This is a genomic window from Paenibacillus sp. GCM10027630, assembly GCF_042676305.1.
In the GTDB taxonomy this organism is placed as follows: Bacteria; Bacillota; Bacilli; order Paenibacillales; family NBRC-103111; genus Paenibacillus_S.
Genome location: NZ_JBHTGY010000092.1, coordinates 17265 through 33089 on the forward strand (window position 1 = coordinate 17265; position 15825 = coordinate 33089).

The 15825-nt window shown below is 41.2% G+C and carries 20 protein-coding genes, 1 riboswitch and 1 other annotated feature; of the genes, 19 read left to right on the forward strand and 1 reads right to left on the reverse strand.

Annotation, left to right across the window (positions count from 1 at the left end; all coding sequences use genetic code 11):
- The first annotated feature begins 215 nt into the window (after positions 1-215).
- The 17 genes from aac(2')-IIb to ACFQ0C_RS34425 all read left to right on the forward strand — a co-directional run bounded on the left by aac(2')-IIb (position 216) and on the right by ACFQ0C_RS34425 (position 13709).
- Positions 216-935 (forward strand): kasugamycin N-acetyltransferase AAC(2')-IIb, encoded by a 720-nt coding sequence (gene aac(2')-IIb, locus ACFQ0C_RS34345; RefSeq protein ID WP_379373713.1) that lies wholly within the window; start codon positions 216-218, stop codon positions 933-935.
- 156 nt (positions 936-1091) lie between these two features.
- On the forward strand, positions 1092-1265 hold the full coding sequence (locus ACFQ0C_RS34350; protein WP_379373715.1) for a hypothetical protein: 174 nt from the start codon (positions 1092-1094) through the stop codon (positions 1263-1265).
- 199 nt (positions 1266-1464) lie between these two features.
- Positions 1465-1929 carry a GNAT family N-acetyltransferase gene (locus ACFQ0C_RS34355; protein WP_379373717.1) on the forward strand — a complete coding sequence of 155 codons (465 nt, stop codon included), beginning with the start codon at positions 1465-1467 and terminating at the stop codon, positions 1927-1929.
- Between the two features lie 402 nt (positions 1930-2331).
- Complete coding sequence (locus ACFQ0C_RS34360; RefSeq protein WP_379373719.1) at positions 2332-2658, forward strand: ArsR/SmtB family transcription factor; 327 nt, start codon at positions 2332-2334, stop codon at positions 2656-2658.
- Positions 2659-2790: 132 nt separating this feature from the next.
- Positions 2791-3171: a VOC family protein gene (locus tag ACFQ0C_RS34365; RefSeq protein WP_379373796.1), complete on the forward strand. Its 381-nt coding sequence runs from the start codon at positions 2791-2793 to the stop codon at positions 3169-3171.
- A gap of 241 nt (positions 3172-3412) precedes the next feature.
- The gene (locus ACFQ0C_RS34370) at positions 3413-4210 is read left to right on the forward strand and encodes an aminoglycoside 6-adenylyltransferase (RefSeq protein ID WP_379373721.1); all 798 of its coding nucleotides are present in this window, start codon (positions 3413-3415) and stop codon (positions 4208-4210) included.
- 64 nt (positions 4211-4274) lie between these two features.
- Positions 4275-4528 (forward strand) — a binding site (T-box leader).
- Between the two features lie 72 nt (positions 4529-4600).
- Positions 4601-6277, forward strand: a complete 1677-nt coding sequence (locus ACFQ0C_RS34375) for a glutamine--tRNA ligase/YqeY domain fusion protein (protein WP_379373723.1) — start codon at positions 4601-4603, stop codon at positions 6275-6277.
- Between the two features lie 73 nt (positions 6278-6350).
- Positions 6351-6430, forward strand: a riboswitch (ZMP/ZTP riboswitch).
- A 35-nt stretch (positions 6431-6465) separates the two neighbouring features.
- Positions 6466-6798: a DJ-1/PfpI family protein gene (locus tag ACFQ0C_RS34380; protein WP_379373798.1), complete on the forward strand. Its 333-nt coding sequence runs from the start codon at positions 6466-6468 to the stop codon at positions 6796-6798.
- Between the two features lie 23 nt (positions 6799-6821).
- Complete coding sequence (locus ACFQ0C_RS34385) at positions 6822-7313, forward strand: GNAT family N-acetyltransferase (protein WP_379373725.1); 492 nt, start codon at positions 6822-6824, stop codon at positions 7311-7313.
- A gap of 34 nt (positions 7314-7347) precedes the next feature.
- Entirely contained in the window at positions 7348-7887 is a 540-nt protein-coding gene (locus tag ACFQ0C_RS34390; RefSeq protein WP_379373727.1) for a hypothetical protein, read from the forward strand.
- 261 nt (positions 7888-8148) lie between these two features.
- The gene (locus ACFQ0C_RS34395) at positions 8149-9195 is read left to right on the forward strand and encodes a stalk domain-containing protein (RefSeq protein WP_379373729.1); all 1047 of its coding nucleotides are present in this window, start codon (positions 8149-8151) and stop codon (positions 9193-9195) included.
- Positions 9196-9275: 80 nt separating this feature from the next.
- Entirely contained in the window at positions 9276-9638 is a 363-nt protein-coding gene (locus tag ACFQ0C_RS34400) for a hypothetical protein (protein ID WP_379373731.1), read from the forward strand.
- 5 nt (positions 9639-9643) lie between these two features.
- Positions 9644-10045 carry a riboflavin biosynthesis intermediates N-glycosidase gene (locus tag ACFQ0C_RS34405; RefSeq protein WP_379373800.1) on the forward strand — a complete coding sequence of 134 codons (402 nt, stop codon included), beginning with the start codon at positions 9644-9646 and terminating at the stop codon, positions 10043-10045.
- Between the two features lie 310 nt (positions 10046-10355).
- Positions 10356-10829: a pentapeptide repeat-containing protein gene (locus ACFQ0C_RS34410; protein WP_379373733.1), complete on the forward strand. Its 474-nt coding sequence runs from the start codon at positions 10356-10358 to the stop codon at positions 10827-10829.
- Between the two features lie 207 nt (positions 10830-11036).
- On the forward strand, positions 11037-11726 hold the full coding sequence (locus ACFQ0C_RS34415; RefSeq protein ID WP_379373735.1) for a metalloregulator ArsR/SmtB family transcription factor: 690 nt from the start codon (positions 11037-11039) through the stop codon (positions 11724-11726).
- A gap of 9 nt (positions 11727-11735) precedes the next feature.
- On the forward strand, positions 11736-13103 hold the full coding sequence (locus ACFQ0C_RS34420) for an MFS transporter (RefSeq protein ID WP_379373737.1): 1368 nt from the start codon (positions 11736-11738) through the stop codon (positions 13101-13103).
- Positions 13104-13181: 78 nt separating this feature from the next.
- On the forward strand, positions 13182-13709 hold the full coding sequence (locus ACFQ0C_RS34425; protein ID WP_379373739.1) for a cysteine hydrolase family protein: 528 nt from the start codon (positions 13182-13184) through the stop codon (positions 13707-13709).
- A 734-nt stretch (positions 13710-14443) separates the two neighbouring features.
- Here ACFQ0C_RS34425 and ACFQ0C_RS34430 read toward each other — a convergent pair.
- Positions 14444-14848 carry a DUF6855 family protein gene (locus tag ACFQ0C_RS34430; RefSeq protein ID WP_379373741.1) on the reverse strand — a complete coding sequence of 135 codons (405 nt, stop codon included), beginning with the start codon at positions 14846-14848 and terminating at the stop codon, positions 14444-14446.
- Between the two features lie 118 nt (positions 14849-14966).
- On the opposite strand from ACFQ0C_RS34430, the gene ACFQ0C_RS34435 reads away from it, so the two are divergent.
- Positions 14967-15290, forward strand: coding sequence for an ArsR/SmtB family transcription factor (locus tag ACFQ0C_RS34435; protein WP_379373743.1), 324 nt, complete (start codon positions 14967-14969; stop codon positions 15288-15290).
- Positions 15274-15732 (forward strand): SRPBCC family protein, encoded by a 459-nt coding sequence (locus ACFQ0C_RS34440; protein ID WP_379373745.1) that lies wholly within the window; start codon positions 15274-15276, stop codon positions 15730-15732. Before ACFQ0C_RS34435 ends, ACFQ0C_RS34440 begins: the two co-directional genes overlap by 17 nt.
- Positions 15733-15825 lie beyond the last annotated feature (93 nt).

Below are 15825 nucleotides of genomic sequence, written 5' to 3' on the forward strand. Positions count from 1 at the left end.
TAGGATGAACCGACCAATTGCTGGATTATGGATTCAACTATTGATAGGGCAGGCGAATGATTGTATTCGACCTGTCCTTTTCTATGTATGAGAAAATGTCTTTTTATCTACGGGTAGGATTATTCGACTATAATAAAAAATTCTCAGGTTATCTTTGAATATTTTGATATTATCGATAGTGACAGGCATTTTGAATGGATTTGAGGGATAAAACCGTGAGGGATCGGAATGAAATCAAACTAACTGCCCATAAACTGATGGAGCTCCATGTTGAAGCGTTATTTACGCATGATCAGAATAGGAGGCTTCGTACGATTAACGAGCCTTGGCCGGGAGAGGACCCTGCTCCCCGATTTTTCTTGGGGAGGACTATTGAAGGAACGGCTTTCTGCCGGTTCCGGTATGATGTTCCGGAGATACTTATCGAAAAGCTGGAGAAATTAGGCGCCGATGAATCCATCGTTAGTGATTTTCAGACGAAACCAAAACATTTCGAAACATACATAAAACTCCTCCAAGGGGAAAGGTTTACGATGGGACCTTGTTTTCTTGTTCCTGGAGAAGCAGCACAGACTATGCATACGGTCAGCATCACCAGGGACAATATGACGGAATTTTTGCGCAGCGGTTTTGAATGGCTGACTTCAGAAATAGACTACGTCCAGCCCTGTATAGCGCTAGTGTACGAAGGTCGAGCTGTCTCGATCTGCCGCAGTGTTCGTATCACATCCAGGGCACACGAAGCAGGGATTGAGACCTTGGACATGTTTCGTGGGAAAGGATATGCTGCAGCCGTTGTTGCCGGATGGGCAATGGCGGTACGGAAGCTGGAGTGTATCCCGTTATACAGTACTTTGTGGGGAAATCTTGCCTCCCAAAGTGTCGCGAGAAAATCAGCCTTATCCTTTTATGGGGTGAATTTCACAGTGAGTTGATCCACATTATGCGTAAAAATACCAATATATGTAATAACTAAAGTCATTACTAAGTCATTACCGTCTACATGACTGCAGTAACTAGTTAAGAAATTATGGAATTGATAACATTATCAATGCAACAACCAATTATTGAAATGAAGGGAGGCAAATTGAATGGAGCTGTTACGTAAACGTTTGATAATGGGAGTTTTGGCAATAACATTGGCAACCGGAGTAGGACTTTCTTCAGCCCCAAGCAAAGCAGATGCTATGTCAGCAATCTTTCCGCCATGTGATACTTTTATGGATTGTGTCTATACAGCAAGCTGGTACTATTTCTATCGGTAACTAAATCGCATTTGTGTTTAATTGTCAAAGAGTCTCGTATTCACGAGACTCTTTGTTGTTCATAACAATTCAATCAAATTCATTTAGCCAGGTTGGTCAAGATCCTTTTCCACTTCCATGTATGTGCAATTGAGAAAATACATAAATATGAGGAAGAAGGTGGAGTACCCTAAGTAATAGGAAAAGGAGCAGATCAGGCATGAATGTAGTTATTGTCGATAATGAGGCTCTTAAAGAGAAGATTGAGGATCTATTGTACACTGAGATGTGGGAGCCATACGGAATGGGTAGAGATATGAGACAAGCTCTCGCCATGTCGGGAGAGGAAGTAAAATTCGCGTATCTGGAGGGCGAGGACGTCGTTGGAGCCATGGTTTTGATAGTGAACGGTACAACAGCGGAAATCCGATTTGCCGCGGTCGCTTCACATTTTCGGAAGCAGGGCATCGGGCGCCGGCTATGGGAAGAAATTGTTACGTACATCACCCACCAATCGAATATTTCGACGGTTGAGCTGCATTCCAGGAATATAGCGATCCATTTTTGGAGCAGCCTCGGCTTTAAGGAAGATTCACCATGGTTAGATCATAAGCTGTATGAGCCGCATGGGATCCGTTTTAAAATAATGAAGTACAACTTCCCCATACAGAGTGAAAACTTATAGAAACATTGTTTCTTTTTGAAATATCTGTAGATTAATGGTTAATGGAAAAAGTGTAGAGAAGCTTGCTTCAAGGCGGCTTCTTTTTATTTTCATTGAAATAATAAGTAGAATAACGTGTTGTTGGCAAGTCTCCATTGTTACATTGAATAACCATCATTAGTCTCAGATGAATAATGAAGTGAAGGTGTTCAATTAATTTCATGCCATTAATTATTAATAAAGCTAATTTTAATGGCGAGGATCACTAACGCCATGGGCATTGAATTTTGAGACGAAATGTGTCTTAACCATTCCTTTTCAGTAATATTCCTGTTATGGTATATTTACTAGGATAATGAAAAATAAACTACAACTACTAAACGAAGAATACCTACAATTACAGCAAGAGATCGGATGATGACCATGGATACTAACGTCATGAGTGCATTGGCAGAGCCTAACCGCATGCAGATTGTTGAGCTTTTGCGCGAAAATCCGCTCACGGTAGGGGAAATCGCCGAACGGCTGCAGCTGCGCCAGCCTCAAGCATCCAAGCATTTGCGTGTTCTTAGTGAGGCTGGAATCGTGGAAGCCAAGGTGGACGCGAATCGTCGGATCTACAGACTGCTACCTGATCCCTTTCGGGAGCTGGATGATTGGCTGGAAAGCTACCGCGTCATCTGGGAGAAGCGGTTCGACCGCCTGGATGACTATTTACAAAAGCTGCAGGATAAGGAAACACGGATGTAACGCTGTGGCAGAACAGGAATGGAATGAAGCTTGAAAGGTAATATAAATTGTCATTGGGTATCAGATACCTTGATGATGGATAGGATTAGGAGCATCGGGTTTAGTATTTAATTATATAAGGAGTGGAAGCCTATAATTAGTAAAGTTGGGCAAATTATGTTGTATGTAAATAATCAAGATGAGGCAGTTGAATTTTGGACAGAAAAAGTAGGATTTAGTGTGATTTCTGAAGAAAATAACGGTCAAGGAATGAGATGGATTGAAATTGCACCAACAAAAGGCGCACAAACAAGCATCATCCTACACAATAAGGATTTCGTTGCTAAAATGTCACCTGGGCTAAATCTTGGTACACCTTCTTTAATGTTTTTTTCGGAGAATATCGATGAATTACGTAGTGATTTATCAAATAAAAATATCAAAGTCGGAGAAATTGTTAATATACCTTCCGGTAGAGTATTTAACTTTGCAGATAATGAAGATAATTACTTTGCTGTGATGGAAAACAAATAAATGATTACTAATTAAAATAACGATCAGCCATTGCGCTTATCGTAGCTTTTGTGAAATTGAGAACTGAACCAATATCTAGGTGGCTGACGGAAATTGTCGGCTGCCTTTTCGCTATTTAAGGTCTTTCAATAAGAACTTATATTGGTTCCGATTTGATAAATACTATTGAAATTAATATATCAGGTGTGTTATGTTGGCGTAATGCCTATTTTTAATAGGTTAATTTACAGGGGTGATTAGGATGTTAAAACATCATGAAAAATTTGTTGAAAATGTAATAAAGAACATAAAAGATGATGAACGCTTTGTAGGTATACTTGCTGGGGGTTCAATGATAAATAACAGTATGGATCAGTTTAGTGATCTTGATTTGATTCTTGTTTATGAGCCAACATATAAAGAGGATATTATGATGAACAGACTACAAATTGCAAGTGAATTTGGTCATCTTTTATCAGGATTTACTGGAGAACATGTAGGTGAACCTCGAGTACTAATTTGCTTGTACAAAACACCTCTTCATGTAGATTTAAAATTTTTAACCATTGAGGAGTTAAAGGTTGGTGTGGAAAAACCTCTTGTGATGTGGCAACGGGATTCATCCTTAAGTCAGCTGCTTAATGAAACCAATTATTCTTTCCCTTATCCTGATTTTCAATGGATTGAAGATCGATTTTGGGTATGGGTACATTACGGTGCTACAAAACTTGGAAGAGGAGAGCTTTTTGAATTAATCGATTTCCTTTCATTTGTAAGAGGGACTGTTATTGGTCCATTAGTGTTAATGAATAACAATTTACTACCAAGAGGTGTTCGTAAAATTGAAATGGATGCACCTGATTTTATCGAAGCATTAGAAAAAACAGTAGCTGTTCACGAAAAAGAAAGTTGTTATAACGCAATGAAATCTACAATATCACTATATTTAAATTTTAGACAAGGTTATGAAGGCGATATCCAAATAAAATCAGAAGCTCAACAAGAATCCATTAAGTATTTAGAAGACGTATATGGAGGAATGCAGAAGTCCATATTTTAGGAATTTGAGTAAGAGAATAGCAGTTTACAAAAAAGGGAATCATTTGATATTATTAAGTCAATATTCAAACGCGATGATGAGAAGAGTAAGGGAAAATGTTCTTGCACAGAGAGCTCCGAAAGCTGAAAATGAGCAAAGAGCTTTTCCACGAAACAAGCCTCTGAGCAGCATGTCGGAACCCTCAATGGTGATGGCATGACGGGAGCTCCCGTTATAGAGCTAGAGTATAAGCATTGCCTGCAATGCCGTACTTGAAGAGGTTAATATGGCGACATATTAATGAACCTGGGGTGGTACCACGAAAATTTCGTCCCCAAGACAGAAGGTCTTGGAGGTGAGGTTTTTTTTGTTTCTGGATACCACTTTTGCATTCATTAGGAGGAGTCGACATTGGATAATAAGAAGGAGCATCCTACAGAAAACTTTTTGTTAAAGCTGATTAGTCAAGAACTTGAACAGAGTGCATTTGGCAGGGATATGTGCACACGATTTCCTCCCGAGCCTAACGGTTATCTTCATATCGGAAGCGCCTACGCCATTCACTCGAATTATACAATAGCCCAAAAGTTTTACGGAACGTTTCACTTACGTTTTGACGATACAAACCCTCTTAAAGAGGACATTGAGTATGTGAACGGGATCATTGCGGATATCAAATGGCTTGGCTACGATCCGGGGGAACATATCTACTACGGCTCGGACTACTCAAACGAAATATATAACGCTGCTGTCACCTTGATCAAGCATGGTAAGGCCTATGTGTGTGATTTAACGCCAGAGGAAGTAACGGAGTATCGAGGGACTTTGACGGAACCAGGCAGGAACAGCCCTTATAGGAACCGATCAGTCGAGGAGAATCTGGAGCTTTTTACGAAAATGAAAAATGGGGACTACCCAGCATCCTCCAAGGTTGTTCGCGTCAAAATCGATATGGGATCACCCAATTTAAATCTACGAGATCCTGTTATTTATCGAATTATCCATGCTGAGCATTACAGGACGGGAAATGAATGGTGCATCTATCCGATGTACGATTTTGCTCATCCTATCCAAGATGCGATTGAAGGTATCACGTATTCTTTATGCTCTATTGAGTTTAAAGATCACCGCCCCTTGTACGAATGGGTCTTGAGGGAGCTTGAGATTCCTGAGCCTCCACGGCAAAGGGAGTTCGGTCGGCTGAACTTAACTGGTGTAGTGACAAGTAAACGGTTCTTAAGGCAGCTGATAGAAGGAGGACACGTAGACGGTTGGGATGATCCTAGACTTCCTACCATCCGAGGACTTAGAAGACGAGGCTTCACGGCAGAAAGCATACGCAGCTTTATTGAGGAGATTGGCAGCATCCGAAACCAAAGCACGGTTGACATTTCGCTCTTGGATCATTGTCTCAGGCAAGATCTAAAAGCAAAAGCGATTAGCGTCATGGCTGTTTTGCAGCCTCTAAGGGTCATCATTACTAACTACCCGGAAAATGACACGGAACTGCTAACGATTGAAAATAACAGCGAGAACGAGGCGCTAGGGAGTAGAGAGGTTCCTTTTTCCAAAATCATCTATATTGAGCGCGACGATTTTATGGAGCAGCCGTCCAAGGGCTTTCACCGGCTTAGCCTGAATACCGAGGTAAGGCTGAAGGGGGCGTATTTCATCAGGTGCGAGGAAGTGATTAAGGATCGGGATACCGGTGAAATTACAGAGCTCCACTGTACCTACGATCCACTCACGAAGAGTGGTACCGGGTTTGCCGGGCGTAAGGTAAAGGGGACGATCCATTGGGTCTCAGAGAGCCACGCGATTAAGGCTGATATCCATCTATATGAGAAATTGTTGCTTGACCAGGAGAACCCGAAGGATAACGAAGATTGGACGACCAAGATAAATTCTGACTCAAAGGTTACCCTAAAGGACGTTTTAATGGAACCTTTCGTAGAACATGCCCACCGGGAACCGAATTTTCAATTCTTACGTCATGGCTATTTTTGCCTAGATAAGAAGTATACAAACGGTGAACGCCTTGTATTTAACCGTATCGTGCCGTTAAAAGATACTTGGAGTAAAAGATGAAGCAACTAAAAATCCAGTTTTGAACATTGTTTATTGAAAATATTGGTATTTATGTGTATGATTATTTAAACTCAATACTGTGTGTGACTGGCGTAAACATGGAGAACCATGAGGGAGTACACAGATAAATAGCCGTACGCCTGGGCAAAGTATTTGATCAATGATCAAGTGCTTTTTTTGTTTTCATAATAGAAAGGTCAGGTGTTCCAAATGAAAATGGCTTTTATTCTGTTTGTACAGGAGCATTACTATTAGGGGCAGCTGGTTTTTTATCTGGAAAAAGGGCAACAACAAACCCTCCAGCTTACGATATTCTCGAATCATATTGCGAAGAAGTAGTTAGAGCAAGAATTGTTAGGGACGGAAATGTTATTACGGGTGGTGAAGTTGCTACTTCGATTGACCTGGGATTGTACTTACTTGAATACATTACTGATGCAGAAACGGTACGAAAAATACAAAAATCAATGGACTATCCTTACTATCAGACAGGCAAACTTGAATCTGACTATATTTATTAAAGATACTTAATAGGGGGGCTCAGATGAACATTCGACTTATTACATGTAATGACACAGAGGATGTTATAAACATTATGATGGAACATCGAATACAATTTCCAAAGTTCATAATAGAAAAATATCCGTCCAGATGGAATGAGTTCTTTAAGAGAGAAAATGATAAAATTGGATTTTATGTTGCGTGTGACGATGGGGAGAGCAATGCAGTCCATGGCTATGCAGGATATATATTTAACGATGAGGTAGGCCTTTATGAAATAGTTGGAGTAGCAGTAAAAAAAGATTTACAGCGTCAAGGTATCGGTAAGGAGTTAATCAACACTATTTGCAACAGAGTTAAAAAGATGCAGCAAAGTAAGATTATTCTTTACACATTAGGTCATGAGATGAATGAGACTACATTAACATTTTATCGAAATATAGGCATCGACATGGTATCCCAGGATAAAGACTTTTTTAGAAGTGGTTACAATAGAGTTACGTTTATTAAAGATCTTACCCATTATGCTGATTGAGCAGGTGTATATTACTGTATTGTGAGGATTCGTGATGATAGATTTTCTATGCCATTATTTTGATGAAGCAACAGGACCTTTTCGCAATTTATCCGATCTGGAACCAGCAGAAGCTGAACAAGTCCTTAACGAAATTCGTATTCAGAGGAAGGGATTTGCGAGTAATAGATCAATGGACTATCTGACAATTCGTCGAAGTCTTGAAACGAAAGCAAGAGAATTATTTATTCTTAAAGGTGGAAAGCCTATTCGAAGGTACCCTCATTACATGACTGTTGGTGAATGTCCATGGCTCTTAGAGTGGTTTGAGAAGAGCAAGGAGCTTCGAATACCAGTTTCCTCATTCGATCCTGATTCCATAAGCTTTACGTATGGGGATTTATTTCCAACGATGAGATACGGGGATGGAAAGAAGTATCGAGGGCAGATATATACGTTAAATGAGATCAATCAAGTAATAAATGAATTCGGAATTCCGCAAGAATGGAATCCTCAGGGCAATTATGGACCAGAAAGGTACATAGAAGTACAAGTTTGGGATGATGAACCATTAACCGCCTGGCTATTGAAATAATGGAGACTATAGCTTAATTATTTGACTATTTCCTTTCCTAAGAATGTAGTAAGTATGATAATCCCTTTGTATCACATGTCTTGTTTGTTTAACGTATGATTATTTATATATTTGTCCTCCTGCATAAAGGAATTTTATGGTACTTGTAGAATGTTAACGTCTATGGAAACTGCGGCTAAGGTTTGATGATACCTAATGATCAGACTTCGATCCGTTAACATTCCAGATGGTAATAACTATAATATTTAGGAGGGTATCCAAATGAAGTTGAGTGTTACCGTTTTACTAGTCTTACTCCTGTCTTTTACAGGTGCCGGGACGCTATTCGCAGCAGATCAAAAGATGGCGAATGACCAGGTGTCTGTCCAGGTGGACGGTCGCAATATTGTGTTTCCGGATGCTAAGCCATATTCGGTATCGGCAAGCGTTTACCTCCCCGTCCGGATCGTTGCAGAAAATATGGGGATTCCTGTTATTTGGGATTTGAATACTAAATCGGTACGTATCGGTGAGGGAGATACAGTTGTAACGTTTAAACCGGAAGCTGCTATGAGCGGGAATAAGCCCTTTCTGAAGGATAATCGGGTCTATGTCGATCTTGCGTTCATTCAAGACAAGCTGGGTGCTGGAGTTGTCTGGACTAAAGAGACAATGGCGGTTTCTATCAAGACTAAATCGAATGTGTTAAAGGGAGTTCAGTTGTACAAGCAGTCAATGGTGAAGCTTACCGGCGAAAAGGTGATATACGTCGATCCTTATAAGGTGGATGGAGAGCCTATGGATGGAGACATTATTTTTATTACACATACGCATGGTGATCATTTCAACATCAATGAAATCCAAAAGGTAGCTAAAAAAGATGCTACAATTGTATTTCCAACTAAAGAGCAGGATAAATTGACAGCAGCCGGATTCGAAAAAGTGATCGGTGCAGTTCCTAATGAAGAAGGGACTGTGGATGGTATTTCCTATAAGGCTGTACCTGCGTATAATACTCAATCCAGTAATCACCCGAAAGATAAGGAATGGGTAGGGTATATTATTAAGGTGAACGGAGCGTCTTACTACATGGCTGGAGATACGGATTTGATTCCGGAGATGAAGGACATCGATGCAGACGTTGCCTTCCTTCCAATGGGTGGCACGTATACGATGGCTTACGAGGAAGCAGCTAAAGCAGCAAATATTATTCATCCGCGAATTGTTATCCCGTATCATTATGCCGATGTAGTCGGCACCCGTGACGACGCGGTAAAATTTATTGATTTGATTGAACCTGGAATAACAGCTATATTGATGAAAGAGTAGTAGGAGTTCAATAGCAACTAGGATGGGGCTGCCGGTAATTTCGGCAGCCTCATTGTGCTATATGGCAGGATGCAGAATTATTGAAGCAAACAAAGGTTGCAAAATTTTTTGAGGAGGATATGAATATGAAAGTATGCCTAGTTGTTAGAGTAATTGACGAAAATGAGTATATGCTTGCTGGTTATACTAGAAGCATAGAGTTACCTTTTGTTCCAACCTTAGGTCTGAAGTTTAAACAAGGAAGTGGTACCACTATGTGGGATACTGAACTTGGAGAGCTGAGTCCTGTTATAAAAGAAGTTGTTTATAATCTTGATGAAGAGACTGTTTATTGTTTGTTTGAGATAAATGAATCGCTGCAATCGAGTTTTTGGACTGAAATTCCAACAGATGTTCTTGAAGACAGCTTTGAGCTAAACCAATTTGGTACTATTCCCAATTAAAGACAATAAAAAATAATTTAAGGGAGTGGTACGAATGGAAGAGAAGTTTACATTTTTTTGGAGGACGCAATCGCCTTTTTAAAGATCCAAGACAACAGAAAGCATTAGGTAGAGCTGTTAAAAATTTTGATAGAGTAGTCTGGGAAAGTAAATGCAGAGAGTATGTTTACTTGGCAAATAAGGCCAAATTTTTGCAGAATGACGATATTCTAAGAGAGCTGCTTAAAACTGTTGGTACAACGATTGTTGAGGCAAGTCCCGATGATAACATTTGGGGAATAGGGTTATCAGCTGAGGATCCAATGGCTCAAAACAGATCTATTTGGAAGGGAACAAACTGGCTTGGTGAAGTTCTAACTAGTTTACGTGATGAGATAGCAGTTGGACAAAACAACAATCTGGGATGATCCATCCCTCCGAAACCAAAGAGCAGTTTGCCGCGGCAGCTGCTCCTTGGTTTACTAAACCACTAAAATAGAAAGTTAGGTCATTGATATTCAAGCATCCAGCAAGAAGTCCATTGAGGAGACAGCTCATGGGCTTTTTTATTATCACTTTGTATGGATTAATGAGAAATATTTTATACTTGGAAATGCAATGTGGGCAGTCCGTCACTACGAAAGGACAGTATAACATAATGGATAAAAGAGGTTAAATTGGATTTATAGAGAAATAACATATGTAGTTTAATTGCTATATACGGAGGGGAAAACAAGCATGAATTTAAAGGTGGAGACATTCGACTTACAAATGGCAGACATCTCTGCTTCTAAGCTACAGGATGTCAGAGCTGAGGAGCTTGATATCAATAATGTCAGCTTAGCAAAGACAAAAATTAATAACACGAACATGAGCAAAATGAATTTGAATGATGTAAACATGGGTGGAATGAAGATTTCAAATGCTAATTTATCAGATGTAGAAATCAAGCATGCTAATTTTAGCCACGCTGTTCTTGATCATATCCATTTATTTGGAACAGAATTTCACAATGTGGTCCTTCCTAAGGAAGAAGACGGAAACTTTAATCCCGAAGGACAATATAAACCAATAAGTTTTCATAACTGTAATCTGTCAAACGGGCAGCTAAGAAGCTGTGATTTATCAAATGTTGAGATCGTAGATTGTGATATTTCAGGATTAAAAATAAACGGTATCCTAATTTCAGATTTAATCAAAAACAGAGCTTGATAATAAAATACTCTTGATTTACCCCCACTATCCCTAAGTAAGCAGTTCCCATAAATTTGAAGCCTAATATCATCAACTGCTTACTCCCCTTTTAAGCCCCCTAGAAGGACTTGGACATACATCCCATATTGCATTAATAAAAGTTTTGACAATGAAAGGAAGATTATATATAATTCAATTGAATTCTTGAATATAGGTGGCGATGAGATGGATGTACCCAACGGAAGACCTTTCAAAGATGCTATTTATAAACAATTTGCTCGGATCGGAAAATGTTTATCTAGCGAAAGGCGGCTTGAGCTTCTCGACCTGCTGTCTCAAGGCGAGAAGTCCGTCGAAAAGCTTGCTCAACAGACGAATATGACCATAGCCAACGTGTCTCAACATCTTCAAGTCCTCTCTGAAGCTTGTTTGGTGACATCCAGGAAGAAGGGAACATTTGTGTATTATGAGTTGGCGAACACGGCGGTCAACGAATTATTGCTGTCTTTATGGCAAGCAGGAGAGCACCAGCTTTCAGACATACAGAGGATAAAAGAACAATTTTTGAATCCTAGTGACAGCTTACATAAAATTACTTTAGATGAAGTATTGTCTAGACAAAAGCTGGGAGAAATCATTCTAATTGATGTACGACCTATCGAAGAGTACGAATATGACCATGTTCCTGGAGCGATTTCCATTCCGATGAATGAATTAGTAGAGCAAATGAATAAGCAGCCTAGTAATCTTGATATTGTAGTTTACTGCCGCGGCCCTTACTGCGCATACGCGGCACAAGCAGTAGAGGTGTTACGTAATAAAGGGTTTCAAGCATACAGGTTGGAAGAGGGGATAAATGAGTGGAAACAACACATGAAGTCCTTACCGTTTTCGGATGAAAGAAAAATGAGGTGACATTATATCATGGAGCTCAAACAGACCGCGGTCAAAAGAAGAGAAATGCTGCTTATTACTGCTGTAGCTCTCGGCACCTTGCTAAACCCGCTCAATACCACGATGATTTCGGTTGCTTTGGCCCGATTGCAAGAGGATTTCCAGCTTTCATTTGCCGACGTATCATGGCTTATCTCCACTTATTATTTGGCCAGCGCGATTGGACAGCCGCTCATGGGCAAGTGGAGCGATTTGTTCGGCCGCAAAAAGGTGTTTATGCTCGGGCTGCTGCTCGTCACCTTGTCGTCGAGCCTCGCTCCGCTGTCTCCTAGCTTCGGTTGGCTAATCGGGTTTCGGATCATCCAGGCTATGGGCAGTTCGGCTTTGTTTCCGTCCGGCATGGGAATGATTCGTAGTCAAATTACTTCCAATCAAGCGAAGGCGCTTGGCATCATATCGATATTTTCCAGCACATCGGCTGCATTCGGTCCCTCACTTGGCGGATTGTTACTGCACTACGGAGATTGGCCTCTGATTTTCCTTTGCAACTTTCCGTTTATTATCGGTTCCTTTTTGCTTGCATGGAAGGTATTTCCAAAAGATCCGAAAGCGGCCGGGCGCGCAGCCGATATGGATTGGCCGGGCGTCGCGTTATTTTCTGCTACCATTTTCATGTGGCTGCTGTTTTTCCTGTCGCTGGCTGATGGTTTAAGTCTATGGAAGCTCATAGTCGGAGCGGGATTGTCGTTTTGGCTTTACCGATATGAGCTGAGACAAAGCAAGCCGTTTATCAATGTTGCATTTTTGCGGAAAAATATGAATGTAACCCGTATCTATGCGCAGTTTATTTTGACGAATATCGCATTTTATTCCATCATGTTTGGCATTCCGTCTTACTTGCAGCGTGTACAGATGATGGACCCTCAGAAGACTGGCCTTGTCATGTTGTCGATCGCCGGCTTTAGTGTTTTGGTTACGCCGCTGGTCGGGCGTTGGATTGACCGGAGCGGATCCAAGCCGACGCTGATTGCCGGAACGGTTTCGGTCGTTGGGGGAAGCTTACTGTTGTTGCTCATTCAGGATCAGGCGAGCGCGGTGACGATATTCCTAGTACTTTGCGTGCTCGGGATCGCCAACGGCTTTAACAATTTGGGCATGCAAACGGCACTTTACGATTTCGTAACGAAAGAAGAAACCGGCATTGCCTCCGGACTTTTCATGACTTCCCGGTTCATCGGAACGATTCTTTCTTCTAGCCTGCTTGTAGCGCTCTTCGGCAAAAACATCACCACCCCGCATCTGCACAGTATGGCGTGGATATGTGCGGGAATTGGTGTGCTAATGCTTGCTTTGACCGTGAGGATGCCCAGAGGGAACGTGCGAAAAGGTGTTGAATGATGATTAGTCGGACGTTCAGAAAGTACAATAGCTACATATTTACGACATGGTCCATTATTATAATCATGGGGTGAGATATTGATAACGAAAATTGAAAGTGCCTTGCTTGTAATTGATGTTCAAAATGGCATGTTTCATGAAGCCTACCCTGTATACGACGGTGAGGGTTTACTAGAGCGCATAAGTGGACTTATCCAAAAGGCTAGAGCATGTGGTACTCCTGTTTTATATATCCAACATAATGAAGATGAAGGTTTGGTAACCAATAGTCCAGATTGGAACATACACCCCATGATAGCTCCAGTTCGCGGAGACACCATTATCCAAAAGCATACAGCCGATTCGTTCCATGATACTAATCTCCAAATGAAATTGGTAGAGCTCGGGGTTAGAAAAGTTGTTTTGGTAGGAATTCAAACAGATATATGCATCGATGCAACATGCCGTCGAGCCAACGAATTAGACTTTCAAGTAACTGTGGTCAAAGACTGTCATAGTACATGGAATCAAGGTGAGCAAAGCGCGACACAAATTATAGAGCGTTACAACGATCAATTTCGATCTTTCGCGGAAATTCTTGAATCTTCGAACATTGAATTCTGTTAGCTAGGTGTAAAAGAATGGATCGGAGGCTGTCCCAAAAGGGTATCAGTGAATGAATCAGTCCCAAACTATGTACAAAGACGCCTCCAAAACCACCATATAAGCGGAAATGGAAGCGTCTTTTTTGTAGGGAAATTCCCCTCAGAGTGGGGGTTCGAAAATCGAAAAAGAGTCCGGCCGCTTTTTGGATGTTACTTAAGTGATGGGGCGAGAAGCGCTGTTCAAGGCTGCTAATCTAGAGGAGACCAGGATTTGTCGGGGCCGTTGCGGAAAGAAAGAAAATAGATGGAAATTGTAACGCTAATTCAGCGTGGATATCGCCTGAAATCAATCTAACTGGAAAAACTAACTCTAATAGAGGGGATATGCTGGATATCAGCCCAAATACGTAGAATTAGCATGAGGAATTCCAGCTATAAGACTTGGAACGCTATTTTCGGAGTAACTAACTTGACATTTTCCTGATAATTGCACGGAGTGCGCCAGGCTGCCATGCAATGCCGTAACCGAACCACGAACCTGATACCCGCGATGAGTACGCGCTGGAAAGCGAACTCATCTTATTCATCACTAAGAATACACAAGAATATGCAAAAAGCCTTCAACTATTAAAGTGGAATTGAGGGCTCTTTTGCAACCATCTATTCAGGATAAAATGGTGAAGGGGTTGTCTCAAAATGACTTTTGGGACAGCCCTTTTATATTTCCGATGCCTGTTAATCTGGAAATATTTTTAATTAAATCGCCCTCATTCGATTGTTTCTTGGGTTGTGCTCGACTTCCGCAAGTCCCAATTCCTCCATCAATGGTGGGATATACATCCCGAATCTGCCTCGAAAACCTTTTTTCAAGCCGTACCAGCCGCCAATGGGATTCTCAGGAGAACGTCCCCATGCTTCAACCGTCCCTTCTTTGGCCTGCTTTTGTTCATCGGCGCTACCGAGCTCTACCCAATCACCGTGCTCTTTAAGATTAGCATATAAATCATCAATGCAGCGGTAGTCATAATGCAAAACAGTTTTACCTACAGTGCAGACGAGGATTGTTTTGCCGTCTTTCTCTTCCTTATACATTTCATATTCCGAGGATAGAGGAGGAGTCTTTAATTTCCATGGATGTTCTTTGGTTCCGGATGTAGGCATATATCATTACTCCTTATAGATTAGTTTGTTGTCTCCACGTCAGAATATATCAAAAGAGATCGGTTTGCAAGCCTTTTGTTAAGTTGACACTTAATTAAGTGTATGCTAAATTAATAGCATGATCGATAAAGCCATTCAAGCTATAACGGAGCCTCGGCGCAGAGATATATTACATCTCGTCCGTAAAGGGGAGCTGACCTCAAGCGCCATTGCGTCACATTTTGACGTATCAGCACCTGCTATTTCGCAGCATCTTAAGATTCTGGAAGAGGCGGGACTCGTTGTTGTCAGACGGGCCGGCACCAAACGATTTTATGGCATAAGGAGGGAAGGGTTTGCCGAATTAATGCAGTATATTGAGAGCTTCTGGGACGACAGCTTGTTGCGTTTGAAGGAAGCCGCGGAAGAGGAGGAAAGGAAAAGACATGAATCCAATAAGTAGCAATGATACGATCAAGAAAGAGATTTTTATCGAATGCCGTCCGGAGACGTTGTACTCTTTTTTTACAGACCCTGATAAATTAGTTCGTTGGATGGGGCGCCAAGTTTTACTCGATCCGAGTATCGGTGGTAAATATCGTATTGATGTCAACGGAAGTGACGTTGCTATGGGGGAGTATAAGGAGCTGATCCTTAACGAAAAAATCGTCATGACATGGGGCTGGGAGAAATCGAAGTTGGTACCGCCCGGAGCCAGTACGGTAGAATTCAAATTAACCCCCAAAGATAACGGGACACTTTTAGTGATGACTCATTACGATCTGCCGGCAATAGAAGTTGCCTCACATGTACAAGGCTGGACGCATTACATGCTTCGACTGCAATCGATGGCTCAAGGCCAAGATCCAGGTGTCGATCCGTGGTCTGAAAATGCTATGCATTAATTTTTTGTAATCGCAAACAATTTCCCATAAAGTTCCTATATTTACATATCATATAACTAAATTGGATCAAGGTATGTTGTCAGCTCACGACAC

Coding starts and splice junctions, on each gene's coding strand:
- ACFQ0C_RS34355 (WP_379373717.1), top strand. CDS start 1,465: ATGAATGTAGTTATTGTCGATAATGAGGCTCTTAAAGAGAAGATTGAG.
- ACFQ0C_RS34435 (WP_379373743.1), top strand. CDS start 14,967: ATGATCGATAAAGCCATTCAAGCTATAACGGAGCCTCGGCGCAGAGAT.
- ACFQ0C_RS34395 (WP_379373729.1), top strand. CDS start 8,149: ATGAAGTTGAGTGTTACCGTTTTACTAGTCTTACTCCTGTCTTTTACA.
- ACFQ0C_RS34415 (WP_379373735.1), top strand. CDS start 11,037: ATGGATGTACCCAACGGAAGACCTTTCAAAGATGCTATTTATAAACAA.
- ACFQ0C_RS34430 (WP_379373741.1), bottom strand. CDS start 14,848: ATGCCTACATCCGGAACCAAAGAACATCCATGGAAATTAAAGACTCCT.
- ACFQ0C_RS34350 (WP_379373715.1), top strand. CDS start 1,092: ATGGAGCTGTTACGTAAACGTTTGATAATGGGAGTTTTGGCAATAACA.
- ACFQ0C_RS34370 (WP_379373721.1), top strand. CDS start 3,413: ATGTTAAAACATCATGAAAAATTTGTTGAAAATGTAATAAAGAACATA.
- ACFQ0C_RS34420 (WP_379373737.1), top strand. CDS start 11,736: ATGGAGCTCAAACAGACCGCGGTCAAAAGAAGAGAAATGCTGCTTATT.
- ACFQ0C_RS34360 (WP_379373719.1), top strand. CDS start 2,332: ATGGATACTAACGTCATGAGTGCATTGGCAGAGCCTAACCGCATGCAG.
- ACFQ0C_RS34385 (WP_379373725.1), top strand. CDS start 6,822: ATGAACATTCGACTTATTACATGTAATGACACAGAGGATGTTATAAAC.
- ACFQ0C_RS34440 (WP_379373745.1), top strand. CDS start 15,274: ATGAATCCAATAAGTAGCAATGATACGATCAAGAAAGAGATTTTTATC.
- ACFQ0C_RS34410 (WP_379373733.1), top strand. CDS start 10,356: ATGAATTTAAAGGTGGAGACATTCGACTTACAAATGGCAGACATCTCT.
- ACFQ0C_RS34390 (WP_379373727.1), top strand. CDS start 7,348: ATGATAGATTTTCTATGCCATTATTTTGATGAAGCAACAGGACCTTTT.